Here is a 24376-nt window from a genome sequence, read left to right as displayed (position 1 = left end):
AGCAGGATGAAGAAAATTTCAGTACTTGGAGCAGGCAGCTGGGGAACAGCTCTTGCGCTTGTATTAGCTGATAATCATCATGATGTACACATGTGGGGACATAGACAAGAGCTCATTGATCAAATCAATGAGAAACATGAAAATCATGATTACTTGCCAAATGTCGAACTGCCAGCGTCTATTCAGGCGACAACCGATATGAAGCAGGCTTTAGAGGGGACAGAGGCGGTTATTGTCGCTGTGCCAACAAAAGCCATTCGTGAGGTATTGAAGCAGGCAAATGAGCTGATCTCATCGAAGGTGCCATTTGTCCATGTCAGTAAGGGAATTGAACCAGATACACTTCTTAGAATTTCTCAAATGATTGAACAAGAAGTCCCATCTGAGAAAAGAGAGGCTGTCGTGGTCCTATCAGGGCCGAGTCATGCAGAAGAAGTAGGTCTGCGTCATCCGACAACTGTCACTGTCTCGTCAGAAAACATTGAAGCAGCTCAATTTGTTCAAGATTTGTTCATGAACAATCATTTTAGAGTGTACACAAACCCTGATGTGATTGGGGTGGAAATTGGCGGCGCATTGAAAAATATCATTGCTCTTGCGGCTGGTATCACAGACGGACTTGGATATGGTGACAATGCAAAAGCGGCGCTTATCACAAGAGGACTTGCTGAAATCGCACGTCTTGGCACAAAAATGGGAGGGAATCCCCTTACATTTGCTGGATTGACAGGCGTTGGCGATTTGATCGTGACATGTACAAGTGTTCATTCGCGTAACTGGCGCTGCGGGAATTTACTCGGTAAAGGATATAAGCTCGAAGAAGTGCTTGAAAAAATGGGCATGGTTGTCGAAGGTGTCCGCACAACAAAAGGCGCTTATCAGCTCTCCAAAGAATACAAGGTCAGCATGCCGATTACAGAGGCTCTTTACGGCGTCCTGTTTGAAGGGAAAAAGGTGGACGATGCTGTAGAATCATTGATGGCACGTGTGAAAACACATGAGATGGAAGACCTTGTGAACATGTTTGAAAACCAAACAAAATAAAAGGAAAGACTGAACTTAGGCATGTAGAGGATGCAAGAAGGGGAAGACTTGCATAACATAGCAATGAAGTTTGAATAGAGCTTTGCCTCTACAGAATGAGGAAAATAGTCGATCCAATGACTGAAGCAGAGTCCCCCTCTTTGCTTCAGTTTTTTTATGCGCTTTTTTCTGAATGATTGGAAAAATGATTGATATTTACCTTATTTTTGGTTTAAAATGAAATATAAACGCTTACAATTCGTTCGTTTTGAAGGGGGACAGGCACGATGAGTTTTGCTTTAATCAAGATGTGGTTTGCGCTTGGTTCAATGGGGCTCATGTTTTTAGCCGTAGTAACCATTTATCTCAGCAGGTTTAAGCTGAAAAGCAAATTTCTTAAAATAACGGCCTCGACCGTTGCATACAGCTTGATGCTGATATCAGGTATCATTGTGTTTTTAGTTGTCTTTAGCGGACCGGTCAATGAATAAAGAAAAAGGAAGAATGTGATGATCAAAGCAAAAGTCAGTGTCACACTGTTAGCACTTATTTTATTAACAGGATGTCTGTATCCAGAAAATCGCAAAGCTGAGAACCGGGTGCCATATGAAGAGCAGCTGCAAAGTGTACAGACAGCGATTGAGGAATTTCAAAAAGCAACAAATGGTCTTTTGCCTATAGAAACGAAAGAAGCAGACACGCCGGTTTATCAGAAATATGTCATCGACTTTAAGCGCTTGTCACCAAGATATTTACACGATGTACCGTCTACATCTTATGAAGGCGGGGGCGAATATATTTATGTCCTCACAGACGTCGAAAAGAAACCCACTGTGAAACTGCTTGATGTCAAAATGACGCAGACCATCAATGAATTACGGCTTAGAATCAAGATGTATCAAGATGAACATACATATCCGCCATACGGCAAAGTCGTATCAGCCAATTTATATACGTTAAATGAAAAAAAATTAGGATTAAAATCGCCGCCTGCGGTGATAAGTCCTGTGACAGGGAATTCCCTCCCATTACTGATTTCATCAAACGGTGACATCTATGTGGACTACCGCAGTGATTTTGCTCACATTTTGAAGAATACGAAGCAAAAGCTGAAACCAGGTGAAAACATTCAAGATGTATATTGGCAGGAAACCCCGTTTGTACCCGCGTTTTCTGTCCCATATACCATCAACAAAAAAGGTGAGCCTGCTTTTTTAGAAAAAAAGACGTCATAAACAAGAATGAACCTTTTTCCTCTGCATATAAATGAGGAGAAAGGTTTTTTTATGGCTAAACTTACTCTCAAAACAAAAAGGTGTCATATTCAAATAGGACAACGTCATACACATATATTGTCCAGACACCTTTCAAGCACAGTTTGATTGAAGAATAGAGTATTTAATTTGAAAACGAGGATAGCAAGTCCGGGAGGGGATCACTTGGAAAAAGTCGATATTTTCAAGGATATCGCTGAACGAACAGGAGGCGATATATATTTAGGAGTCGTTGGCGCTGTTCGTACAGGGAAATCTACGTTTATTAAAAAGTTTATGGAGCTCGTGGTGCTCCCGAATATCAATAATGAGGCAGATCGTGCAAGAGCACAGGATGAATTGCCGCAAAGCGCAGCAGGAAAAACCATTATGACCACAGAGCCAAAATTTGTACCGAATCAAGCAGCATCAATTCACGTGAGTGACGGCCTTGATGTCAACATCAGACTTGTCGATTGTGTGGGATACACTGTCCCTGGTGCGCGCGGGTATGAAGATGAAAATGGCCCAAGAATGATCAATACGCCGTGGTATGAAGAGCCAATCCCGTTTCATGAAGCAGCGGAAATTGGTACACGCAAGGTCATTCAAGAGCATTCAACAATAGGTGTAGTGATTACAACAGATGGTTCCATTGGAGAAATTCCAAGACATGATTATATTGAATCTGAAGAACGTGTAATTGATGAACTCAAAGAGGTTGGAAAGCCGTTTATTATGGTCATCAACTCTGTGAGGCCATATCATCCTGAAACAGAAGCGCTCCGGCAGGAACTTAGCCAAAAGTATGATATTCCAGTACTCGCCATGAGCGTAGAAAGTATGAGAGAGCAAGACGTACTCAGCGTTCTTCGTGAAGCATTATATGAATTCCCAGTTCTAGAGGTGAATGTGAACCTGCCAAGCTGGGTGATGGTGCTAAAAGAAGATCACTGGCTGAGAGAGAGCTATCAGGATTCAGTAAAGGAAACTGTAAAGGATATTAAAAGATTAAGAGATGTCGACCGTGTCGTTGGTCAATTCAGTGAATTTGATTTTATCGAAAGAGCGGGTTTAGCAGGAATTGAAATGGGTCAGGGGATTGCGGAGATTGACCTGTATGCGCCAGATGATCTATATGATCATATTTTAAAAGAAGTGGTTGGTGTAGAAATTAGAGGAAAAGACCATCTTCTAGAGCTGATGCAAGACTTTGCTCATGCTAAGACAGAATATGATCAAGTATCAGACGCATTAAAAATGGTGAAGCAAACTGGTTACGGGATTGCAGCGCCAGCGTTATCAGATATGAGTTTAGATGAGCCAGAAATCATTAGGCAGGGATCAAGATTCGGCGTGAGATTAAAAGCGGTCGCTCCATCTATTCATATGATCAAAGTAGATGTAGAGAGCGAATTTGCACCGATTATCGGAACAGAAAAACAAAGTGAAGAGCTTGTCCGCTACTTAATGCAAGACTTTGAAGATGATCCGCTTTCGATCTGGAATTCAGATATATTTGGCCGTTCCCTCAGCTCCCTTGTCAGAGAAGGCATTCAAGCAAAGCTGTCTCTCATGCCGGAAAACGCCAGATATAAGCTGAAGGAAACGCTTGAAAGAATCATTAACGAAGGATCAGGCGGTTTGATCGCGATTATTTTATAGCAAGTGAGACCTCTCATTGATGGGGTCTTTTTTTTGCGTGTAGAATGAGTCATAAAAAGACAATTGTATAAAGATTAGTCAGATTCAGGCTGAAATTAGGAATATTCGTTCGCAAAAGTGCCCTTAATCCTTGACGAATAAGGATTCTTCCCTTTAAAATGCTTGATATGGTATTTCATATGTGTTAATCTACTTACAGAAAATCTTCACTTTGTTGGACAAACATTCCTTCAAAGAGATGTTTTCTAATGAAAAGCCATGTATAACGCTTTCTAGACGCTCTTTTTTTCTGAAAAAGGGTATAGAAAGAAGATGAATTGTGAAGAAATGATAACAATCTACTGAATGCATATTTTTGGGAGGAGGTGAAAGGCATGAACAAGACAGAACTTATTAACGCGGTTGCTGAAGCAAGCGAGTTATCTAAAAAAGACGCGACAAAAGCAGTTGATTCTGTTTTTGATACAATTTTAGATGCACTTAAAAATGGTGACAAAATCCAACTTATTGGTTTTGGTAACTTTGAAGTACGTGAGCGTTCAGCTCGTAAAGGACGTAACCCACAAACTGGTGCAGAGATCGAAATCCCTGCAAGCAAAGTACCTGCTTTCAAACCAGGTAAAGCACTTAAAGACGCGGTGGCAGGTAAATAATCGTTATGTGTAATGATCCTGTTGAAGGAGTTATACATATACAGTTTCACACTGGTCTAGAAAAGCCCCTTTCATAAGGGGCTTTTCCTTTTGAATCAAAAGGTTCGTTTAGAACGCTCTCCTTTGCTTTTAGGATCTGAAGTGTGCTAGAATCTGAATGAAATGTAATCGCCTTTGGAGGATATAATACATGAGTGAAATAAATAAAGAATTAATTGAACACGCGGTACGCGATATATTAAAAGCAATCGGAGAAGATCCGGATCGTGAAGGACTTCTTGATACCCCAAAACGAGTCGCAAAAATGTATGAAGAAGTGTTCTCGGGATTAAATGAAGATCCAAAAGAACATTTTAAAACCATTTTTGGCGAAGACCACGAAGAACTCGTCCTTGTAAAAGATATTGCTTTCCATTCAATGTGTGAACACCACCTTGTACCTTTCTACGGGAAAGCCCATGTTGCTTATATTCCGCGCGGAGGAAAAGTAACGGGACTTAGTAAGCTGGCAAGAGCTGTAGAAGCCGTGGCTAAACGCCCGCAGCTTCAGGAACGCATTACATCAACCATTGCAGATAGTATGGTGGAAACACTTAATCCGCATGGCGTGATGATTGTCGTTGAAGCAGAGCATATGTGTATGACGATGCGCGGAGTGAAAAAGCCAGGCGCTAAAACAGTCACATCAGCCGTCCGCGGCACATTTGCAAATGATGCAGCCGCAAGAGCAGAAGTGCTTTCCTTTATTAAAAACGACTAATTCAATAGATGGAAGGTGAACAAAATGAGTGAAAATAAAGCATCTGATTTTGTGGTGATTAAAGCCATTGATAATGGTGTAAACGTCATCGGCCTAACAAGAGGCTCTGATACAAGATTTCACCATTCCGAGAAACTCGATAAAGGTGAAGTGATCATTGCACAATTTACTGAGCATACGTCAGCGATCAAAGTAAGAGGCGATGCTGTCATTCAAACAAGCTTCGGCGAAATTCAAAGCGAAGCAAAGAAATAAAGAACTTGTAGCACTTGATAGCATAAAAGTGAGAGCTGATATGGTATAATAAATCTCTATACAATGTGCAGGTCTACATATGAAACTGTAATTTTTGGGACAAGGGTGATATCTTTGCAAGACATCTACGGAATTTTATCTAATCTAAATATAAAATTAAATAAAAAGCTTTCTCATCCTTATTTGGCGAAGCATTTACGCGCACCACTCATCGATGAAGATAAGCTCCTTCTTTTTCATGCAATGTTTGAAGAAGCTCAAATTGATGCAGAGAAAAAAGAAAATTATATTTTAACGGCGATGCTTGTGCAAATTGCCCTTGATACCCATGACGAAGTCACAACTGCTGCAGCCATCAAGCAAGACGAATTCAAAAATCGTCAGCTGACCATCCTGGCAGGAGACTATTTCAGCGGTCTCTATTATTCTCTTCTCTCTGACATGAAAGACATTTATATGATCCGCACGCTCGCTACGGCGATCAAAGAGATCAATGAACATAAAATTAGACTGTATGACCGGTCCATTCAAGATGCAGCGCACTTTTACAAAAGTGTAGCTACAGTTGAATCTGCGCTTTTCCAAAGGATTTCTGAGCATTTTCAATTAACGCATTGGAATGAGATTGCAAGTCGTTTTCTTGTTTATAAACGCTTCATGAAACAAGCAGAAAATGACAAACATTTAAAACTTTTTTTGAACGATCGTTATACGGACGCCTATTCGTGCTTTGACAATTTTGAGAATGAAGGCTATGAAAAGGCCAAACGAACGATCAAGGAGCACCTTGTTTCATCTCCGGTCGTTCAAAAAGAGCTATTAAATCGCTTGGATCATATGAAAAATGAGCCTGCGTACCATCAGAAAGTGGAAGAAGGGTAAGTCATGCAGCAATCAAAAGAACAGCGAGTACACGGTGTATTTGAAAAAATTTATAAAAACTATGATCAAATGAACTCTGTCATCAGCTTTAAACAGCATAAAAAATGGCGCGATAAAACAATGAAACTTATGAATGTGCAAAAAGGGTCTAAAGCATTAGATGTATGCTGCGGGACAGCCGATTGGACAATTGCGCTTGCAGATGCTGTTGGAGAAAAAGGCGAGGTCAAAGGCCTTGATTTCAGTAAAAACATGCTGAGTGTTGGAGAAACGAAGGTGAAGACTGGGGGCTACAAACAAATTGAATTGCTTCATGGCAATGCGATGGAGCTCCCTTTTGAGGACAACTCATTTGATTATGTCACCATCGGTTTTGGACTTAGAAACGTTCCTGATTATTTAACGGTGCTCAAGGAAATGACAAGAGTAGTGAAGCCTGGCGGAATGGTTGTCTGTCTGGAGACTTCACAGCCTGAGATGATCGGCTTTAAACAGGGCTACTACATCTATTTCAAATACATTATGCCGCTCTTTGGTAAACTGTTTGCCAAAAGCTATCAGGAGTATTCATGGCTTCAAGAATCAGCCAAAACGTTCCCTGGCATGAAAGAGCTGGCGGCTCTGTTCGAAGAGGCCGGGTTGTCTGATGTCTCGTATCATCCATTTACAGGCGGTGTAGCAGCAACACATATCGGAAAGAAGCTTTGAATAAACGATATTTGGGTGAAGATAATGAAACTAAAAGCAATGATCTCTTTTTTAAATCATGATATCGATATAATTGAAAAAGAGCTTGAACAAACAGTTCGCTCTGATTATGCATTATTAAGTGAAGCAGGTCTTCATTTGCTGCAAGCGGGCGGAAAACGAATCCGCCCCGTTTTTGTTCTCCTTTCAGGCATGTTTGGTGACTATGACATTAATAAAATTAAATATGTTGCCGTTGCCCTCGAGCTGATTCATATGGCATCACTTGTTCACGATGATGTCATTGATGATGCAGAGCTGAGAAGAGGCAAACCAACGATAAAGGCAAAATGGGATAACAGAATTGCCATGTACACAGGGGATTATATGTTTGCGAGATCACTTGAATACATGACAAAAATCAATCACCCAATGGCACATGAAATTTTGTCAAAAATGGTCGTCGAGCTTTGTCTTGGTGAGATAGAGCAAGTGAAAGATAAATATAATATGGATCAAAACCTCCGTACATATTTAAGAAGAATCAAACGAAAAACAGCCTTGCTCATTGCAGGCAGCTGTCAATTAGGCGCTATTGCAGCAGGTACAGATGAAAAAACACATAAAGCCCTCTATTGGTTTGGATACTATGTCGGCATGTCCTATCAAATCATTGATGATGTCCTTGATTTCACATCAACTGAAGAGGAGCTGGGCAAGCCTGTCGGAGGAGACCTTTTACAAGGGAATGTCACACTCCCAGTCTTATATGCACTGAAAAATCCGACGCTACAAGGTCAATTGAAGCTGATCAATAGTGAAACGACGGAGAAGCAGCTGGAGCCTGTCATTGAAAGCCTCAAACAAACAGATGCGATCGACCGCTCGATTCGAGTGAGTGAAATGTATTTGAAAAAAGCTTTTGAACAGCTCGACAAACTTCCTCGAGGACGTGCGAGAACGTCACTCGCCTCCATTGCAAAATATATTGGGAAACGAAAATTCTAATCAACGTGATGTTGATTGGTTTTTTTGTGAAATTTTTTGTCAAAAATTGATTATTATAAAAAAAAATGATACGATCACTTTGTAACAATGTAAGCCTATACATACATAACGACGGGGTGGAAAACGTATATGGACAAAACATTTCTTATGGTCAAACCTGATGGTGTGGAAAGACAATTAATCGGTGACATTGTGTCAAGATTCGAAAAAAAGGGGCTTCAGCTTGTTGGTGCAAAACTAATGAGTATTACAAAGGAAGTAGCAGAAACCCATTACGGAGAGCATAAAGAAAAACCGTTTTTCGGGGAATTGGTTGACTTTATTACGTCAGGACCTGTATTTGCAATGGTATGGCAAGGTGAACAGGTAGTAGACGTGACAAGACAGATTATCGGCAAAACAAATCCGAAGGAAGCGCTTCCAGGCACAATAAGAGGAGACTATGGATTGACTGTTGGGAAAAACATTATCCATGGGTCAGACTCACCAGAAAGTGCTGAAAGAGAAATTAACTTATTCTTCAAACAAGAAGAACTCACAAGCTGGGATCAAACCATCTCAAGCTGGATTTATTAAGATTCAAGCCAAGGTGTTCATCTAATGAGCACTTTGGCTTTTTTTATATTGAACTTTCTACACGAAATTTCTCATGAGAAGATACAAATTTTCGATAAAAACAGCTATACTAGGACAAAGATAGATGAGACAGGAGAGGACATTGATGGATCCATATCAAGTATTTGTTGGAAAATGGAAAAAACTAACCGGGGTTGATCTGAATTTATATAAAGAAGCACAAATGAAACGAAGATTAACCTCACTTTATGATAAAAAAGGATATAAAGATTTTGAAGCATTCGCGGCCGCGCTTGAAAAGGACAAAGCATTATTAGATGAGACGATGGACCGCATGACGATAAATGTGTCAGAATTTTACCGAAACTATCAGCGCTGGGAAGTACTTGATCAAAAAATCCTGCCGCTGCTTTCGAAAAATGGCGGCACCTTAAAGATTTGGAGTGCAGCATGTTCGACAGGAGAGGAGCCATATACACTCTCCATGCTGCTGTCAAGCCATCCTCTTGTGAAAGACTTCCAAATTATTGCAACTGATATTGATGATAAAGTTCTGCAGTCAGCTCAAAAAGGCAGATATCATGAACGCTCTCTGCAAGAGGTGCCAGATCATATCAAGCAAAAATATTTCACAAAAGAAGATTCTTCATTTTACACTGTGAAGGATGAGGTTCGAAAGCATATTCAATTTAAGAAGCACAACCTTTTAGCAGATCCATATGAAAAACAGCTTGACCTCATCGTCTGCCGAAATGTACTGATTTACTTTACTGAAGAGGCAAAAGAAGAAATTTACTTAAAAATGAGCAGCAGTTTAAAACAAAATGGCGTATTATTTGTTGGTTCTACAGAGCAAATTTTTCACCCAGAAAAGTTTGGACTGACATCTGCTGATACTTTCTTTTATCAAAAGAAGGGTATGTAGCTGACTTTTTAGTAGCAAGTGTGTTATTATATTTTTACTTAAAAGCGTTAATGCGATGAAGGGAGATTGAGTCATGAGGTACTTAACAGCAGGTGAATCACATGGTCCACAACTGACCACAATTATTGAAGGAGTTCCAGCGGGACTTTACATAGAGCAGGATGACATCAATTATGAATTGGCTAGAAGACAAAAAGGTCATGGCCGCGGAAGAAGAATGCAGATTGAAAAAGACCAGGCGAAAGTGTTAAGTGGTGTTCGCCACGGGAGAACATTAGGTTCCCCAATCGCACTTGTTGTTGAAAACAACGACTGGAAGCATTGGACAAAGGTGATGGGGGCAGAGCCGATCACGGAAGAAGAAGAAAGTGAAATGAAGCGTCAAATCTCCCGTCCAAGACCAGGACATGCGGATTTAAATGGGGCGATCAAATATGGACACCGTGATATGAGAAACGTATTAGAGCGCTCATCAGCCCGCGAGACAACTGTTCGCGTAGCAGCAGGCGCAGTTGCCAAACAAATCTTGGCGCATCTAGGGATTAAAGTAGCTGGCCATGTTCTTGAAATTGGCGGAGTGAAAGCAGCTCATACAGCATATGAGTCTATTGAAGATTTGCAGAAGGTAACAGAAGAATCACCTGTTCGCTGCTATGACAGTGAAGCGGGTCAGAAAATGATGGATGCAATTGATGAAGCGAAGAAAAACGGCGATTCAATTGGCGGAATTGTTGAAGTCATCGTTGAAGGGATGCCGGTTGGGGTTGGCAGCTATGTTCATTACGACCGTAAATTGGACAGCAAGCTTGCTGGCGCTGTACTTAGTATCAACGCTTTTAAAGGGGTTGAATTCGGTATTGGCTTCGAGGCAGCCTCTAAAAATGGCAGTGAGGTCCATGATGAAATTATCTGGGATGAAGAAAAGGGCTATACGAGAAAAACAAATCGCCTAGGTGGTCTTGAAGGCGGAATGTCAACGGGTATGCCAATTGTCGTAAGAGGGGTTATGAAACCAATCCCAACGCTTTATAAGCCGCTTCAAAGCGTTGACATTGAAACAAAAGAACCTTTCTCTGCAAGTATTGAACGATCTGACAGCTGTGCTGTTCCTGCTGCAAGTGTTGTTGCAGAAGCAGTCGTTGCATGGGAAATTGCCAATGCAGTAGTAGAGCAGTTTGGCCTTGACCAAATCGACCGCATTAAAGAAAATGTTGAGAAAATGCGCCAGCTTCAGAGGGAATTTTAATGAAAACACTGGAAGTTAAGACGTCTTCAGCCACTTATCCTGTATTTATCGGTGATGGGATTAAACGCAATATCGTCGACTTGATAACTTCCACTGGGCATTCCTATACGAAGCTCTTAATCGTCACAGATGCAGCTGTTGATGCCATTTATGGTGATGAGATGGTTCGCTTACTTCAGCAGAAGTGGCCTGTGAACAAAGTGGTTGTGCCAAGCGGAGAGCAGTCAAAATCCTTTGCCGAATTTGAGCATATTCATACGAAAGCCATTCAATTTCAGCTTGATCGTTCCTCCTGCATCATTGCACTGGGAGGCGGCGTAATTGGAGATTTGGCTGGCTTTGCTGCTGCCACTTATATGAGAGGCATTGATTTTATCCAAGTGCCGACGACGCTGCTGGCACATGATAGTGCAGTTGGCGGGAAAACAGGGATCAACCATCCGCTCGGTAAAAATTTAATCGGTGCGTTTCATCAGCCGAAAGCTGTGATCTATGATACTAGTATGCTTGAGACACTATCGCAAATTGAACGAAGATCAGGTTTTGCAGAAGTCATCAAACATGCACTGATTTCAAGTGAAGCATTTTTATCAGAACTCATGGCCATTCGTTCTTTGACGGATTTATCAAAAAGCGAGCTGGCACATATGCTGTATCAAGGCATTCAAGTCAAAGCGTCAATCGTTCAAGAAGATGAAAAAGAACAAGGAGTGCGTGCATTTTTGAATTTAGGCCATACACTCGGGCATGCCATTGAAGCAGAGTATGGATATGGCGCCATCACGCACGGAGATGCCATTGCAATCGGCATGCAGTTTGCGCTGTATGTGAGCGAAAAGCAGTTGGGGCTCAGCCTTAATCGTTTGGAACTAAAAGAGTGGATGAAAGAGCTCGGGTTCCCTGTACAAGTCACACAAGATATTTCCACAAAAACTTTTGTTGACCGGATGATTGGAGATAAAAAGGCAAGGGGCGGTAGTGTTCAATTTGTTTTATTAAAACAGGTTGGAGACGTCACCTTGCAGTCTTTCACAAAAGATGAGCTGCACTACTGGCTCGAAGAATGGAAACGGGAGGAGGGATGTCTATGATGTTTCGCGGGATACGTGGGGCTACAACTGTAATAGAAGATACAGAAACAGAAGTGTTAAACAAAACGAAACAGCTGTTAGAAGCGATCATTTCAAGAAACCAAGTAGATCCAGAACGTGTCGTGCAGATCTTGATTTCAGCTACACAAGATATTCACTCCGTTTTTCCGGCAAAAGCACTTCGTCAGTTTGAAGGATGGACATATGTACCAGTTACTTGCATGCAGGAACTGGACATTGATGGCGGTTTAAAGCAATGTATTCGTGTCTTAATGACTGTCCAGACGGATACAAAGCAGGAAGACATACAGCATGTATACTTGGAAGAAGCTGTGACGCTTCGCCCTGATTTACAGTTGACAAAAAACAAGGAATTATAATACGATATGAACAGCCGAAGTTTACACACAGGTGTAAACGGCATTGCAAGCTTAGAGAAGATGAGAATGAGACTAGGGTAGTTGAGATGAGTAGAGTTGAGCAGAGATACGATACTTCTATTTAATCATACTGCCTAAAAGAGCAACCCTCTTTTAGGCTTATTTCGTATACTCATACAAACCCTCTATATGTCCCCTCATTCTCCTTAATCCCATTTAAGGAGTGTGCTTATGAATTCCCAATCAAACCTGACCCAATTTTTAAAGGACAGTGAGTCCTACAAAACGATCCCAATTGTTGAAACCATTACAGTCGATACGCTCTCACCGATTCAAATTGTTGAAAAACTCAAACAAGATATTGTGTATTTGCTAGAAAGCAAAGATGAGTCTTCCAGCTGGTCGAGATATTCCTTTATTGGATTACACCCGTTTTTAACCTTACATGATGACCAAAACAAATACGTTGCACGTAACGCTGCGGGGCAGGAAGTCATGCAAAAGCAAGAGCTGAAAGAACTGCTGGATTGGATGAAAGAGCAATATCAAATCAAAACGCCAGATATTGATATCCCATTTACAGGCGGGGCTGTTGGGTACTTAAGCTACGATCTGATCCCAAACATTGAACCTTCTGTCAGGCCTCACCGCAGCGCATCGCTGGTAGAAAATTGCACATTATTTGTCTGCCAAACGATGATTGCCTTTGATCATGAAACAAATCATGTTCATTTTATCCAATACACTCAGCTGGCCGGACATGAAAGAGAAGACGAAAAAATTCGAGCTTACAAAGAAAATCAAAAACAGCTTGAACAGATGATTCACAAGCTCCATTCAAAGGTTGATATGAAAGAACTGATTTTATCAGGGAATATGAATGAGCCGCCATCCTTTGAACATGTGACGTCAACTTATGAAAAAGCGCAATTTTTAAAAGACGTAGAAAAAATCAAAGAATACATTCGAGCGGGTGACATTTTTCAAGGCGTACTCTCGCAACGATTTGATATCCCTGTATCAGTGAGTTCATTTGAGTTATACCGCGTGCTTCGGATTGTGAATCCATCTCCTTATATGTATTTTATGAAATTAAAAGATCGTGATTTAGTCGGTAGCTCGCCAGAACGATTAATCCATGCCAAAAATGGGCATTTAGAAATTCATCCTATTGCTGGCACAAGAAAACGAGGAACAACAAGAGAAGAGGATGCTGAACTAGCAAGAGAGCTGCTTGAAGATGAAAAGGAAAAAGCCGAGCATTACATGTTAGTGGATCTTGCCAGAAATGATGTAGGCCGTGTGGCAGAATACGGCAGTGTGTCCGTACCAACCTTTACAAAAGTAGTGAACTTCTCTCATGTCATGCACATCATCTCCATTGTGACAGGAAAGCTAAAGCGGGATACACATCCAGTTGATGCGCTCATGTCCGCTTTCCCAGCAGGCACATTAACAGGTGCCCCGAAAATAAGAGCGATGCAATTATTAAATGAAATGGAGCCTGAGCCTAGGGAAACGTATGGCGGCTGTATTGCTTATATTGGATTCGACGGCAATATCGACTCTTGTATTACGATTCGTACGATGAGCGTCAAAAATCATACCGCTTCTATACAAGCAGGCGCCGGCATTGTGGCTGATTCTGTCCCAGAAAATGAATGGGAAGAGACTTGTAACAAGGCAGGAGCACTTCTGAAAGCCATTCAGCTTGCGGAACATATTTTCTCAGAAAAGGAGAGTGTGCAGGATGAATCACCGACTATCAGCTCTTGTTAATGGAGGCTTTCTATCAGAAAATGAAGCAAATAAACTCATGCATGATATGATGAGCGGCTTTTTAACAGATGCTGAAGTCGCTGCGAGTCTCTCGATTTTAGCGCATAGAGGAGAAACCGCTGAAGAAATGACGGGTTTTGTGAAAGCCATGCGGCAAAATGCAGCACCAATGGAACAAGCGCTTGATGTTGTAGATACTTGCGGCACAGGAGGCGATGGACTCTCCACCTTTAATATATCAACTGCCGCTGCCATTGTCGCTTCCGCTGCTGGAGCCAAAATCGCCAAACACGGAAATCGATCAGTTTCTTCTAAAAGCGGGAGTGCCGATGTACTAGAATGTCTTGGGATTCATATTCAATCCACACCAGAAGAAACAAGAAGACAAATACAAGAGAAAAACATGGGCTTTTTATTTGCACCATTGTATCATTCATCTATGAAACAAGTAGCCGCAGTCCGCAAGCAGCTCGGCTTCCGGACGGTATTTAATCTCTTAGGCCCGCTTTGCCACCCAATGCAAGCCAAAAAGCAAATCATCGGTGTCTACTCAAAGGAAAAGGCAAAATTAATGGCAGAAGCCCTTGCACCGTTAGAGCCAGAACATGTGCTGTTTGTTTGCGGAGAAGATGGACTGGATGAATTAACGATTACAGCAAATTCATATGTGATTGAACTCAAAAAAGATGTCATGACAGAATATACACTCAATCCAGAAGACTTTGGGCTGCAAAAAGGATATTTATCAGAAATTCAGGTCCAATCACCGGAAGAGAGTGCTAAATTGATTCAGAATATATTGAATCATCAAACAGAAGGGGCGCCGCTTCATATTACAGCCCTGAATGCTGGAGCGGCTTTATATGTCGCAGGGAAGTCAGAAAGCCTCATGGCCGGGACATTAAAAGCGATTGAAACGATTAAAAACGGCGCAGCCAAAGAACAATTGGCTCGTTTAAAACAAAAAACGAGAGAGGAAGAGATCTATGCTTAATCAAATCATTGCCCGCAAAAAAGAACATATTCAAACATTGCAGTTACCAGTAGATGGACACTTTGAAAGACGATCATTTAAAGAAGCACTCATGAATCCTCATCGCTCAATTGGTCTCATTGCGGAGGTGAAAAAAGCGTCTCCTTCCAAAGGAATCATTCAACCGAATTTTGATCCTTTACAAACAGCAAAAGCTTACGAAAAATCAAACGCTGATTGCTTATCTGTTTTAACGGATGAACCGTTCTTTCAAGGGAAAAACGAATACTTATCCCTCATTAAAAAACACGTAGATCGTCCAATTCTAAGAAAAGATTTCATCATTGACTCCATACAGGTAGAAGAGTCAAGACGTATAGGGGCAGATGCCATTTTATTAATTGGAGAAGTACTTGAGCCGCAAAAGCTGCAAGAGCTCTATGCTGAAGCGAAAGAGAAAGGCCTTGATGTCCTTGTCGAAGTACATGCAGCAGATACACTGGAAAATATTTTAAAGTTGTTCACTCCTGAAATCATTGGAGTGAACAACCGGAATTTAAATACATTTACAACAACAGTCGAACAAACAAAAGAGATCGCACCCCTTGTTCCAAACGATGTTTTACTAGTGAGTGAGAGCGGTATTCAAACATTTGATGATCTGGCCTTTGTGAAGAAACATGGAGCGGGTGCAGTTCTTGTAGGAGAATCATTAATGAGAGAACAATCACAAGAAAAAGCCGTTCAGACATTGTTTGGAGAATGAACAGGGTGAAGCCTTATGTAAAATATTGCGGGGCAGTATCACAAGATGATGTGGAATGTATTGCGCAATCTCACGCAGATGCCATTGGATTTATTTTTGCTCCAAGTAAAAGACAAGTCCAGCCAGATCAAGTGAAACAATGGCTCATCCAAACAAAGTGTGAGAAAAAAATTGCTGGTGTATTTGTAAATGAAAAGATCGAAAAAGTGTGTGAGATCACAAAACATATACCTTTAGATATCGTACAGCTTCATGGAGATGAAACGCAGGATGACGCTAAAGAAATCAAACAACAAACAGGGGCTGTCGTTTGGAAAGTGTTCCACCACGAATCCAATATCACAAACACGCTTGAAAAAATGACGGTATTTGCGCCTGTTGTCGATGGCTTCCTCATTGATGCGAAAGTAAAAGGGATGAGAGGCGGCTCTGGAACAGCTTTTGCTTGGGAGGCGGTGCCTGCATACGTTCAGCATGCAAAACGGCTGGAGAAAACTTGCATAATTGCAGGCGGCATCACACCAGAAACGATAGCAGAGCTCCTTGCCTATGGTCCAGAAGCGATCGATCTTTCAAGCGGAATAGAAGAAAACGGAAAGAAAAGCAGCGCTAAGATCGAAGCGCTCGAAGAAAGGATGTTAAATGATGTACGCATATCCAAATGAGATTGGCAGATACGGAGAATTCGGAGGGAAATTTGTCCCGGAAACGCTCATGCAGCCACTTGCAGAAATCGAGCAGGCATTTCGTGAATTAAAAGAAGACCCTGCTTTTCAAGCAGAATATGTATCACTACTTCGAAACTATTCAGGCAGACCAACTGCGCTTACATATGCTGACCAATTATCAGCATACCTCGGCGGCGCAAAAATCTATTTAAAAAGAGAAGATTTAAATCACACAGGTGCTCATAAAATTAACAATGCGCTTGGGCAGGCCCTGCTTGCGAAAAAAATGGGGAAATCAAACATCATCGCAGAAACAGGCGCAGGCCAGCACGGAGTAGCTGCTGCAACGGTGGCCGCTAAGTTCGGGTTATCCTGCACGGTATTTATGGGAAAAGAAGATGTGGAAAGACAATCACTCAATGTCTTCCGAATGAAACTGCTTGGCGCTGAAGTCATACCTGTCACAAGCGGAAATGGCACACTAAAAGATGCAACTAACGAAGCCATCCGCTATTGGGTTCAGCACTGCAGTGATCATTTTTATATGATTGGCTCCGTTGTAGGCCCTCATCCGTATCCTCAAATCGTCAGCGAGTTCCAGCGCATGATTGGTGATGAAGCAAAAGAGCAGCTGCTTGAAAAAGAAGGAAGGCTTCCTCATAAAGTCATTGCCTGTGTTGGCGGCGGAAGTAATGCCATTGGAATGTACCGGGCATTTTTAGATGAAGAAGTAGATATCATTGGTGTAGAGGCAGCTGGAAAAGGAATCGATACGCCGCTCCATGCTGCAACCATCACGAAAGGAACCAAAGGTGTGATCCACGGGTCTTTGACCTATTTAATCCAAGACGAATTTGGCCAAATTATTGAGCCATATTCTATCTCCGCTGGTTTAGATTATCCGGGAATTGGACCAGAACACGCATATTTACATGCGAGCGGGAGGGTTCAATATGTGAGTGCGACAGATCAAGAAGCACTAGATGCACTAAAGCTGCTGACTGAAAAAGAAGGAATTCTGCCAGCAATTGAATCTGCACATGCGCTAGCCAAAGCATTTGAGGTAAGCAAGACGATGAATGAAGACGAAATCGTCCTTGTCTGCCTTTCAGGAAGAGGCGATAAGGATGTGCATACATTAATGAACGTGCTCGAAAGTGAGGGGAAAACAAAATGATTAGATTTCAATTAGAGCAAGGCGAAAAATTATTTATCCCATTTATCACAGCTGGAGATCCGTCAGAAGACATTACGATTGATTTAGCTATCTCCCTTCAAGCAGCCGGTGCACATGCGATTGAACTCGGTGTTCCTTATTCCGATCCATTAGCAGACGGTCCTGTCATTCAAAGAGCCTCCAAAAGAGCTCTAAATCATGGCATGAATATCGTAAAAGCGATAGAATTAGCAGGGAAGATGAAAAAAAACGGTGTAAAAATTCCTGTAATTCTATTTACGTATTATAATCCTGTGTTACAATTAGACACAGAATACTTTTTCGCTTTACTGCGCAAAAATCATATTTCGGGACTCTTAACACCCGACTTGCCGTTTGAAGAGAGCAGCGAGCTGCAAAAGAACTGTCAAACACATGACATTTCATATATTTCACTCGTTGCACCAACAAGCAAGGAACGATTAGTAAACATTGTAGAGCAGGCAGAAGGTTTTGTGTATTGTGTTTCATCTCTTGGTGTAACAGGTGTCAGACAATCCTTTGACGCGTCAATTACAGATTTTATTCAACAAGTGAAACAGCTGAGTCACATACCGGTTGCGGTCGGTTTTGGAATCTCAACAAGAGAGCAGGTAGATTCAATGAATAAACTGAGTGACGGTGTTGTTGTCGGAAGTGCACTTGTGAAAAAAATTGAAGAGCTTCAAGAACAATTGCTGGCAAGTGATACACGTCAAGAGGCTTTAAGAGAATTTGAAACATATGCAAAAACATTTAGTCCCCTCTATTCATTCAAATGAGGTGAAACATTTTGCAAATCAAAGATCAATTAAAACAGCTAAAACCGTATCAACCTGGGAAACCAATTGAAGAGGTCAAAAAAGAATATCAATTAGACAAAATTGTGAAATTGGCTTCAAATGAAAACCCTTTTGGATGTTCTGTACATGCAAGAGAGGCAATACAAGCTGAGCTCGAACATTTAGCGATTTATCCTGATGGATACAGCGCAAGTTTAAGAACGGAGCTTGCTGAGTTTCTTCAAGTAAGTGAAAAGCAATTAATTTTCGGGAATGGCTCAGATGAACTTGTGCAAATTATTGCGAGAGCTTTCCTTGACCAACATACAAATACCGTCATCCCATCTCCATCTTTTCCGCAATACCGTCACAATGCAGTGATTGAACATGCTGAAATTCGAGAAGTGCCTCTTTTAGAAGGAGGAGCTCACGATCTGAAGGGCATGCTGGATGCGATCGATGAAAACACGAAGGTTGTCTGGGTATGTAATCCAAATAACCCGACAGGAAATCATTTGTCAGAATCTGAGATTGTGGCGTTTTTAGACGAAGTGCCAGCTCACGTGCTTGTTGTTCTAGATGAAGCGTATTTTGAATACGTTCGTGCGGAAGATTTTCCAAACAGTTTATCTTTATTACACAATTATCAAAATGTCATTGTACTTCGAACGTTTTCTAAAGCATATGGACTTGCAGCGCTTCGAGTAGGCTACGGAATTGCATCAGAAGAGCTGATTACTGCCATTGAACCAGCGAGAGAGCCGTTTAATACCAGCCGTATCGCTCAGGCAGCTGCTCGTGCAGCGATCAAAGATCAAGATTTCATACAATCATGCAGACAGAAAAACGAAGCAGGTCTCAAGCAATATCAAGATTTTGCAGACCGTTTTGGACTATATATCTATCCATCTCAAACAAACTTTGTGCTGATTGATTTTAAAAGAGATGCAGATGAATTGTTCAATGCATTATTGAAAAAAGGTTACATTGTTCGTTCCGGGAAAGCACTTGGTTTTCCGACTTCTTTACGTATTACCGTCGGAACAAAAGAGCAAAATGAAGACATTCTAAGTACACTTGCCGATTTACTGCAAGGCATTCGTGCGTAGCATAACCATAAAGTCATATCCTAAGGCAGGATATGGCTTTCATTGTACCAACCTCAATACATATAAGCTGTTGAAATAAGTTGTTTAATTTTCGCGAAAAATCAGGTGATGAATATGAATGATGCAAACGAAACAATATTAATCGCTGGACTCGGTTTAATTGGGGGATCCATTGCACTCTCGATTAAAAAAGAGTATCCTCATAAAAAAATTGTAGGATTTGATGTTTCCAAAGAGCAAATGGTTGCTGCAACAAAGCTGGGAATTATTGATGCAACAGCTGATTCGTTTCTGGCTGGTTTAGAAGAATCTTCGACCATTATTTTGGCAACACCTGTCCAGCAAACAGTAAAGATGCTTAGTGATATTGCAGACTCTGGAATTGAAAGAGAGCTCACAATTACTGATGTCGGCAGCACAAAGCAAAAGGTTGTCCATTTTGCTGAAAAAGCGCTACCTGAGCAGTACCAATTTATTGGTGGACATCCAATGGCAGGATCTCATAAGTCAGGTGTTATTGCAGCAAAAGACTTTTTATTTGAAAATGCGTTCTACATTTTAACGCCTGCAAAGGAAACAAACCGCCAAGCTGTTGATCGGTTGATGGATTTGCTAAAGGGGACAAATGCTCATTTCATAGAGATGACACCAGAAGAACATGATGCTGTGACGAGTGTAATTAGCCATTTTCCTCATATTGTTGCAGCCAGCCTTGTGCATCAAGCACATCATTTTGAAGAACAATTCCCACTTGTTAAACGGTTTGCTGCTGGAGGCTTTCGTGATATCACACGAATTGCTTCAAGCAATCCTGCAATGTGGCGGGATATCCTGCTGCACAATAAACACAAGATTTTAGACCGTTTTCATGAATGGAAAAAAGAGATTAACCGCATTGAAACCTTCGTAGAGCAAGAAGATGCTGAAGGATTGTTCTCTTATTTTCAAGATGCAAAGGAATATCGTGATGGACTGCCTCTAAGGAAAAAAGGTGCCATTCCTGCTTTTTATGATCTGTATGTCGATGTTCCGGATCACCCTGGGGTCATATCGGAGATTACAGGGCATCTAGCAAGTGAAAACATTAGTATTACAAATATCCGTATTATTGAGACGCGGGAAGACATTAATGGGATTTTACGCATTAGTTTTCAAACAGACGACGACCGCAAGCGTGCAGAAATCTGTATAAAAAATAGAGCGAATTACGATACATTTTATGCTGACTGAGGTGACAAACATGAAAATTCATAAAAATGCTCCTATGAATGGAGAAATTCATATCCCAGGTGATAAATCTATTTCACATAGATCAGTGATGTTTGGTGCAATTGCTGAAGGGACCACAGTAGTGAAAAACTTTCTTCCTGGAGCTGACTGTTTAAGTACGATTGATTGCTTTAGAAAGATGGGCGTTGAAATTGAACAAAAAGGGACAGATGTTGTCATTCATGGTAAAGGACTGAAAGAGCTCAAGGAGCCGTCTGACATTCTTGATGTTGGCAATTCTGGTACAACCATTCGATTAATGATGGGAATATTAGCTGGTTGTGAGTTTCACAGTACACTAATTGGTGATGAGAGTATTGCCAAAAGACCAATGAAACGTGTGACGGGTCCGCTGAAACAACTAGGAGCCAAAATAGACGGCAGAGCAAATGGCGAGTATACACCACTGTCTATTCGTGGCGGTCATTTAAAAGGCATAACTTATGAGTCTCCGGTGGCAAGTGCACAAATTAAGTCGGCTGTCCTTTTAGCTGGGCTGCAAGCAGAGGGTACAACAACATTAACTGAACCACATAAATCAAGAGATCATACAGAAAGAATGCTCTCTATGTTTGGTGTAAAACTAGATGAAGATGAACAAAGTGTTTCCATTGAAGGCGGCCAGACATTAACAGCAACCGATATATTTGTTCCTGGAGACATCTCTTCAGCTGCATTTTTCCTTGTAGCTGGATCAATCGTTCCTAACAGCCGGATTGTCTTAAAAAATGTCGGGCTAAACAAAACAAGAACAGGTATTATTGATGTGCTGAAACTTATGGGTGCAAACCTTGAGATCAATGAAGTAGAAGCCAAAGGCGGAGAACCGTATGGTGATTTAACGATTTCTACTTCATCATTAAAAGGGATTGAAATTTCTGGTGACATGATTTCAAGACTCATCGATGAAATTCCGATTATTGCGCTTCTTGCGACCCAAGCAGAAGGAACAACGATCATTAAAGATGCTGCTGAGTTAAAAGTTAAAGAAACCAATCGAATTGATACAGTCGTATCAGAACTTAAAAAACTCGGTGCTGATATTGAAGCAACAGATGATGGTATGAAGATTCATGGTAAAACTACGCTTCAAGGCGGCGCAGTCGTCTCAAGCTACGGAGATCACCGTATCGGTATGATGCTGGGAATTGCCGCATGTGTGACAAAGCAAGCAATTGAGATTGAAGATACAGATGCTGTTCGTGTCTCATACCCGAATTTCTTTGAACACATTGAATATTTAACGAAAACAGTCTGAGGAGGTCCTCAGGCTTTTTCTTTCCTTTTGCATATTTGTCAGAAATATAGCATAGCTTGTCTCAAGGTGAAACCTTGAAAAAAAACATTTTGTCCTATAAAAATAGTGTCTGCAGTTTACAAATCATCAGTTTCGTATAGGATGAAATGAAAAACAGTCTTTAAAACACAAAAATGGGTTCATTTTAAAAGAGCAACATATTTGCTGGATGTGTACCTGTCGATTATGATATGAAGTAACAATAGTTTAGGTTTTTGGAAACAGAAAGGAACGGTTTGATTTGAATAGTTCATTACAAGAAGCCATAAAATTAGTTGAGGCGGGTGAGACTGAAAAAGGACTCCAAACACTTGCTCAAGCAGAGAAGCATTTGCATGATGAAGAAAAGGCGCAAGCGGCTCAATTATATTATGATTGGGGAGATATCGATAAAGCACGGAATCTCATCAGTGATTTACATGATTTATATCCAGAGGAAACAGGTTTAACGTGTTTTTATGCAGAGCTGTTGATTGACTCTGATGAAGAAGAGAAGGCGATAGCAGTATTAGAAACGATTCCTGAAGATGATGATGCGTACCCAGAGAGTTTATTGTTAATGGCAGATTTGTATCAAATGCAAGGACTATTTGAAGTCAGTGAACAAAAGCTTTTAAAAGCGAAAGAACTACTTCCGAATGAAGCCATCATCGATTTTGCATTAGGTGAGTTGTATTTTTCTCAAGGCCTTTCAAAAAAAGCGGCCGATTATTTCTACAAAGTGGCAGATCAACAGCATGAGGTTGGCGGTGTCAATGTGTATCAGAGGCTCGCTGAATCGCTCAGCACAGCTGGAGAATTTGAGGATGCACTTGAATGGTACGAAAAGGCAGTAAAAGATCAAGCAGACCCGAATACTCTTTTTGGCTACGGATTTACAGCAATGAGGGCTGGCAGAACAAAAACAGCCATTCAGCAGCTTACAGAACTGAAAGATATTGATCCGTCCTATTCGTCACTTTATATGCCTTTAGCGAAAAGTTATGAGGAAGAAGGACTATATCACGAGGCTTTAGAGGTAGTAAAAGAGGGTATTAAAGTTGATGAATATAACAAAGAATTATATTTATATGGTGCCAAGATTGATTTGAAAAATGGGGATTCAGAAGATGCGAAAAAACTTCTTCAAGAAGCACTTGCTCTCGATCCGGGTTATATTGAAGCAGTTCAAACATTGCTGGCGATCTATTTAAATGAAGAGCTGTTTGATGAAATTCTGGATGTTATTAAAGAGGTAAAAAGCTTTGGGGAAGATGATCCAAAATGGAATTGGTATGCTGCATCTGCTTCTGTCGGGCGAGAAGAATACAAAGAAGCTGCCGAGTATTTCAAGCTTGCCCTGCCTGATTTTGATGAGGAGCGTGACTTTTTATATGAATACGCTTCGTTCCTTTTAGAAGAGGGCAGACAAAAAGAAGCATTGCCGTTATTACGCAAAGTTCTAGAGAAAGATGGCACGAATGAAGAAATTGAAGAAACGATTTTAAGAATTGAAGACGAAATTTCCTTATAGTTTGCAGGAATGAAGAACTGGTTTGTTGAATAATTCATGTATAGCAATTTAATTTACGATAGAGGAGGGAATAACATGCAGACCCCTGTTTCTGTCAATGAAAAAAAGGAATTTATCCGGTGGTTCTTAAACCATTATCAGCTAAAGCGAAGAGAGTGTGTTTGGATATTAAATTATTTAATGAGTCACGACTCTTTGATGGAAAAGGTTCATTTTGTAGAGCAAGCAGAATTTTGCCCAAGGGGAATCATCATGTCAACACACTGTGTGGATGAAGTTCCCTTTAGATTTTATAAAGAAAACATCATGACGACAGATGCTGAAAAGTCATTTCATGATATTCGTTTGAATAAACAGCAGGACTTGTTTATTCAATTGAATTTCCGTTCTGCTTATCGTTCGCCGGAATATGCAGCTGTTCTTGAAACAAATCCTCATATTCCAAAGGATCTTTATGAGAACGAAAAAGATAAGGATCTTGCTGAGAAAGTGCTTGAGCACTCAATCGCAACTTTCCAAAAAGAACGGCTCATGAAAGAGATAGATGAAGCACTTGACCGTCATGATCAAGAAACATTTAATAAGCTGGCAAAAGAATTAAGCCTATTGTCATAAACTGAA

At 41.0% G+C, this 24376-nt stretch carries 26 protein-coding genes; all 26 read left to right on the top strand.

The window, feature by feature from the left end:
* Window positions 1-6 precede the first annotated feature (6 nt).
* Entirely contained in the window at window positions 7-1044 is a 1038-nt protein-coding gene (locus EV579_RS06380) for an NAD(P)H-dependent glycerol-3-phosphate dehydrogenase (protein WP_024428086.1), read from the top strand.
* Between the two features lie 266 nt (window positions 1045-1310).
* Complete coding sequence (locus EV579_RS06375; RefSeq protein WP_024422813.1) at window positions 1311-1514, top strand: DUF2768 domain-containing protein; 204 nt, start codon at window positions 1311-1313, stop codon at window positions 1512-1514.
* 18 nt (window positions 1515-1532) lie between these two features.
* A complete protein-coding gene (locus EV579_RS06370) occupies window positions 1533-2258 on the top strand; it encodes a hypothetical protein (RefSeq protein WP_024428087.1) in 726 nt (241 codons plus the stop codon).
* Window positions 2259-2462: 204 nt separating this feature from the next.
* Window positions 2463-3941, top strand: a complete 1479-nt coding sequence (gene spoIVA, locus EV579_RS06365) for a stage IV sporulation protein A (RefSeq protein WP_008344534.1) — start codon at window positions 2463-2465, stop codon at window positions 3939-3941.
* A gap of 374 nt (window positions 3942-4315) precedes the next feature.
* Window positions 4316-4594: a non-specific DNA-binding protein Hbs gene (gene hbs / locus EV579_RS06360; RefSeq protein ID WP_003215863.1), complete on the top strand. Its 279-nt coding sequence runs from the start codon at window positions 4316-4318 to the stop codon at window positions 4592-4594.
* A 190-nt stretch (window positions 4595-4784) separates the two neighbouring features.
* Window positions 4785-5354 (top strand): GTP cyclohydrolase I FolE, encoded by a 570-nt coding sequence (gene folE, locus EV579_RS06355; protein ID WP_003215789.1) that lies wholly within the window; start codon window positions 4785-4787, stop codon window positions 5352-5354.
* Between the two features lie 24 nt (window positions 5355-5378).
* Window positions 5379-5609 carry a trp RNA-binding attenuation protein MtrB gene (gene mtrB / locus EV579_RS06350; RefSeq protein WP_008344541.1) on the top strand — a complete coding sequence of 77 codons (231 nt, stop codon included), beginning with the start codon at window positions 5379-5381 and terminating at the stop codon, window positions 5607-5609.
* A gap of 114 nt (window positions 5610-5723) precedes the next feature.
* Window positions 5724-6491 carry a heptaprenyl diphosphate synthase component 1 gene (locus tag EV579_RS06345; RefSeq protein WP_024422811.1) on the top strand — a complete coding sequence of 256 codons (768 nt, stop codon included), beginning with the start codon at window positions 5724-5726 and terminating at the stop codon, window positions 6489-6491.
* A gap of 3 nt (window positions 6492-6494) precedes the next feature.
* Entirely contained in the window at window positions 6495-7199 is a 705-nt protein-coding gene (locus EV579_RS06340) for a demethylmenaquinone methyltransferase (RefSeq protein WP_024422810.1), read from the top strand.
* Between the two features lie 24 nt (window positions 7200-7223).
* Entirely contained in the window at window positions 7224-8186 is a 963-nt protein-coding gene (gene hepT, locus EV579_RS06335; RefSeq protein ID WP_044333210.1) for a heptaprenyl diphosphate synthase component II, read from the top strand.
* Between the two features lie 129 nt (window positions 8187-8315).
* Complete coding sequence (gene ndk, locus EV579_RS06330; protein WP_133744151.1) at window positions 8316-8762, top strand: nucleoside-diphosphate kinase; 447 nt, start codon at window positions 8316-8318, stop codon at window positions 8760-8762.
* A gap of 145 nt (window positions 8763-8907) precedes the next feature.
* On the top strand, window positions 8908-9687 hold the full coding sequence (locus tag EV579_RS06325) for a CheR family methyltransferase (RefSeq protein ID WP_024428089.1): 780 nt from the start codon (window positions 8908-8910) through the stop codon (window positions 9685-9687).
* 73 nt (window positions 9688-9760) lie between these two features.
* On the top strand, window positions 9761-10933 hold the full coding sequence (gene aroC, locus EV579_RS06320) for a chorismate synthase (RefSeq protein ID WP_024422806.1): 1173 nt from the start codon (window positions 9761-9763) through the stop codon (window positions 10931-10933).
* A complete protein-coding gene (gene aroB, locus EV579_RS06315) occupies window positions 10933-12024 on the top strand; it encodes a 3-dehydroquinate synthase (RefSeq protein ID WP_133744150.1) in 1092 nt (363 codons plus the stop codon). Before aroC ends, aroB begins: the two co-directional genes overlap by 1 nt.
* Window positions 12021-12404, top strand: coding sequence for a chorismate mutase (gene aroH / locus EV579_RS06310; RefSeq protein WP_024422804.1), 384 nt, complete (start codon window positions 12021-12023; stop codon window positions 12402-12404). Before aroB ends, aroH begins: the two co-directional genes overlap by 4 nt.
* A 231-nt stretch (window positions 12405-12635) precedes the next feature.
* Window positions 12636-14183 carry an anthranilate synthase component I gene (gene trpE / locus EV579_RS06305; RefSeq protein ID WP_133744149.1) on the top strand — a complete coding sequence of 516 codons (1548 nt, stop codon included), beginning with the start codon at window positions 12636-12638 and terminating at the stop codon, window positions 14181-14183.
* The gene (trpD, locus tag EV579_RS06300) at window positions 14155-15177 is read left to right on the top strand and encodes an anthranilate phosphoribosyltransferase (RefSeq protein ID WP_133744148.1); all 1023 of its coding nucleotides are present in this window, start codon (window positions 14155-14157) and stop codon (window positions 15175-15177) included. Before trpE ends, trpD begins: the two co-directional genes overlap by 29 nt.
* On the top strand, window positions 15170-15922 hold the full coding sequence (gene trpC, locus EV579_RS06295; RefSeq protein ID WP_073206099.1) for an indole-3-glycerol phosphate synthase TrpC: 753 nt from the start codon (window positions 15170-15172) through the stop codon (window positions 15920-15922). Before trpD ends, trpC begins: the two co-directional genes overlap by 8 nt.
* Window positions 15919-16587, top strand: a complete 669-nt coding sequence (locus EV579_RS06290) for a phosphoribosylanthranilate isomerase (RefSeq protein WP_133744147.1) — start codon at window positions 15919-15921, stop codon at window positions 16585-16587. The genes trpC and EV579_RS06290 overlap by 4 nt, the downstream gene beginning before the upstream one ends.
* Complete coding sequence (gene trpB, locus EV579_RS06285) at window positions 16568-17767, top strand: tryptophan synthase subunit beta (protein ID WP_122631040.1); 1200 nt, start codon at window positions 16568-16570, stop codon at window positions 17765-17767. Before EV579_RS06290 ends, trpB begins: the two co-directional genes overlap by 20 nt.
* Window positions 17764-18567 (top strand): tryptophan synthase subunit alpha, encoded by an 804-nt coding sequence (gene trpA, locus EV579_RS06280; RefSeq protein WP_041109616.1) that lies wholly within the window; start codon window positions 17764-17766, stop codon window positions 18565-18567. Before trpB ends, trpA begins: the two co-directional genes overlap by 4 nt.
* Window positions 18568-18578: 11 nt before the next feature.
* Window positions 18579-19676, top strand: a complete 1098-nt coding sequence (hisC, locus tag EV579_RS06275) for a histidinol-phosphate transaminase (protein ID WP_024422797.1) — start codon at window positions 18579-18581, stop codon at window positions 19674-19676.
* A gap of 114 nt (window positions 19677-19790) precedes the next feature.
* A complete protein-coding gene (locus tag EV579_RS06270; RefSeq protein ID WP_024422796.1) occupies window positions 19791-20906 on the top strand; it encodes a prephenate dehydrogenase in 1116 nt (371 codons plus the stop codon).
* Between the two features lie 10 nt (window positions 20907-20916).
* Window positions 20917-22203 carry a 3-phosphoshikimate 1-carboxyvinyltransferase gene (aroA, locus tag EV579_RS06265; protein WP_073206090.1) on the top strand — a complete coding sequence of 429 codons (1287 nt, stop codon included), beginning with the start codon at window positions 20917-20919 and terminating at the stop codon, window positions 22201-22203.
* Window positions 22204-22483: 280 nt separating this feature from the next.
* The gene (locus EV579_RS06260; RefSeq protein WP_024422794.1) at window positions 22484-23755 is read left to right on the top strand and encodes a tetratricopeptide repeat protein; all 1272 of its coding nucleotides are present in this window, start codon (window positions 22484-22486) and stop codon (window positions 23753-23755) included.
* 75 nt (window positions 23756-23830) lie between these two features.
* On the top strand, window positions 23831-24370 hold the full coding sequence (locus EV579_RS06255) for a ReoY family proteolytic degradation factor (RefSeq protein ID WP_008344562.1): 540 nt from the start codon (window positions 23831-23833) through the stop codon (window positions 24368-24370).
* Window positions 24371-24376: the final 6 nt, after the last annotated feature.

This window comes from Bacillus sp. BK450 (assembly GCF_004364885.1).
Taxonomy (GTDB): domain Bacteria; phylum Bacillota; class Bacilli; order Bacillales; family Bacillaceae; genus Bacillus; species Bacillus safensis.
The sequence above is the reverse complement of the archived record's forward strand: the minus strand, read 5'-3'. Positions and strand labels throughout refer to the sequence as shown.

Bases quoted from the DNA above. Each gene is read 5' to 3' on its own strand.
- EV579_RS06380 (WP_024428086.1), top strand. From the start codon at position 7: ATGAAGAAAATTTCAGTACTTGGAGCAGGCAGCTGGGGAACAGCTCTT.
- EV579_RS06375 (WP_024422813.1), top strand. From the start codon at position 1,311: ATGAGTTTTGCTTTAATCAAGATGTGGTTTGCGCTTGGTTCAATGGGG.
- EV579_RS06370 (WP_024428087.1), top strand. From the start codon at position 1,533: ATGATCAAAGCAAAAGTCAGTGTCACACTGTTAGCACTTATTTTATTA.
- hbs (WP_003215863.1), top strand. From the start codon at position 4,316: ATGAACAAGACAGAACTTATTAACGCGGTTGCTGAAGCAAGCGAGTTA.
- folE (WP_003215789.1), top strand. From the start codon at position 4,785: ATGAGTGAAATAAATAAAGAATTAATTGAACACGCGGTACGCGATATA.
- mtrB (WP_008344541.1), top strand. From the start codon at position 5,379: ATGAGTGAAAATAAAGCATCTGATTTTGTGGTGATTAAAGCCATTGAT.
- EV579_RS06340 (WP_024422810.1), top strand. From the start codon at position 6,495: ATGCAGCAATCAAAAGAACAGCGAGTACACGGTGTATTTGAAAAAATT.
- hepT (WP_044333210.1), top strand. From the start codon at position 7,224: ATGAAACTAAAAGCAATGATCTCTTTTTTAAATCATGATATCGATATA.
- ndk (WP_133744151.1), top strand. From the start codon at position 8,316: ATGGACAAAACATTTCTTATGGTCAAACCTGATGGTGTGGAAAGACAA.
- EV579_RS06325 (WP_024428089.1), top strand. From the start codon at position 8,908: ATGGATCCATATCAAGTATTTGTTGGAAAATGGAAAAAACTAACCGGG.
- aroC (WP_024422806.1), top strand. From the start codon at position 9,761: ATGAGGTACTTAACAGCAGGTGAATCACATGGTCCACAACTGACCACA.
- aroB (WP_133744150.1), top strand. From the start codon at position 10,933: ATGAAAACACTGGAAGTTAAGACGTCTTCAGCCACTTATCCTGTATTT.
- aroH (WP_024422804.1), top strand. From the start codon at position 12,021: ATGATGTTTCGCGGGATACGTGGGGCTACAACTGTAATAGAAGATACA.
- trpE (WP_133744149.1), top strand. From the start codon at position 12,636: ATGAATTCCCAATCAAACCTGACCCAATTTTTAAAGGACAGTGAGTCC.
- trpD (WP_133744148.1), top strand. From the start codon at position 14,155: ATGAATCACCGACTATCAGCTCTTGTTAATGGAGGCTTTCTATCAGAA.
- trpC (WP_073206099.1), top strand. From the start codon at position 15,170: ATGCTTAATCAAATCATTGCCCGCAAAAAAGAACATATTCAAACATTG.
- EV579_RS06290 (WP_133744147.1), top strand. From the start codon at position 15,919: ATGAACAGGGTGAAGCCTTATGTAAAATATTGCGGGGCAGTATCACAA.
- trpB (WP_122631040.1), top strand. From the start codon at position 16,568: ATGTACGCATATCCAAATGAGATTGGCAGATACGGAGAATTCGGAGGG.
- trpA (WP_041109616.1), top strand. From the start codon at position 17,764: ATGATTAGATTTCAATTAGAGCAAGGCGAAAAATTATTTATCCCATTT.
- EV579_RS06270 (WP_024422796.1), top strand. From the start codon at position 19,791: ATGAATGATGCAAACGAAACAATATTAATCGCTGGACTCGGTTTAATT.
- aroA (WP_073206090.1), top strand. From the start codon at position 20,917: ATGAAAATTCATAAAAATGCTCCTATGAATGGAGAAATTCATATCCCA.
- EV579_RS06255 (WP_008344562.1), top strand. From the start codon at position 23,831: ATGCAGACCCCTGTTTCTGTCAATGAAAAAAAGGAATTTATCCGGTGG.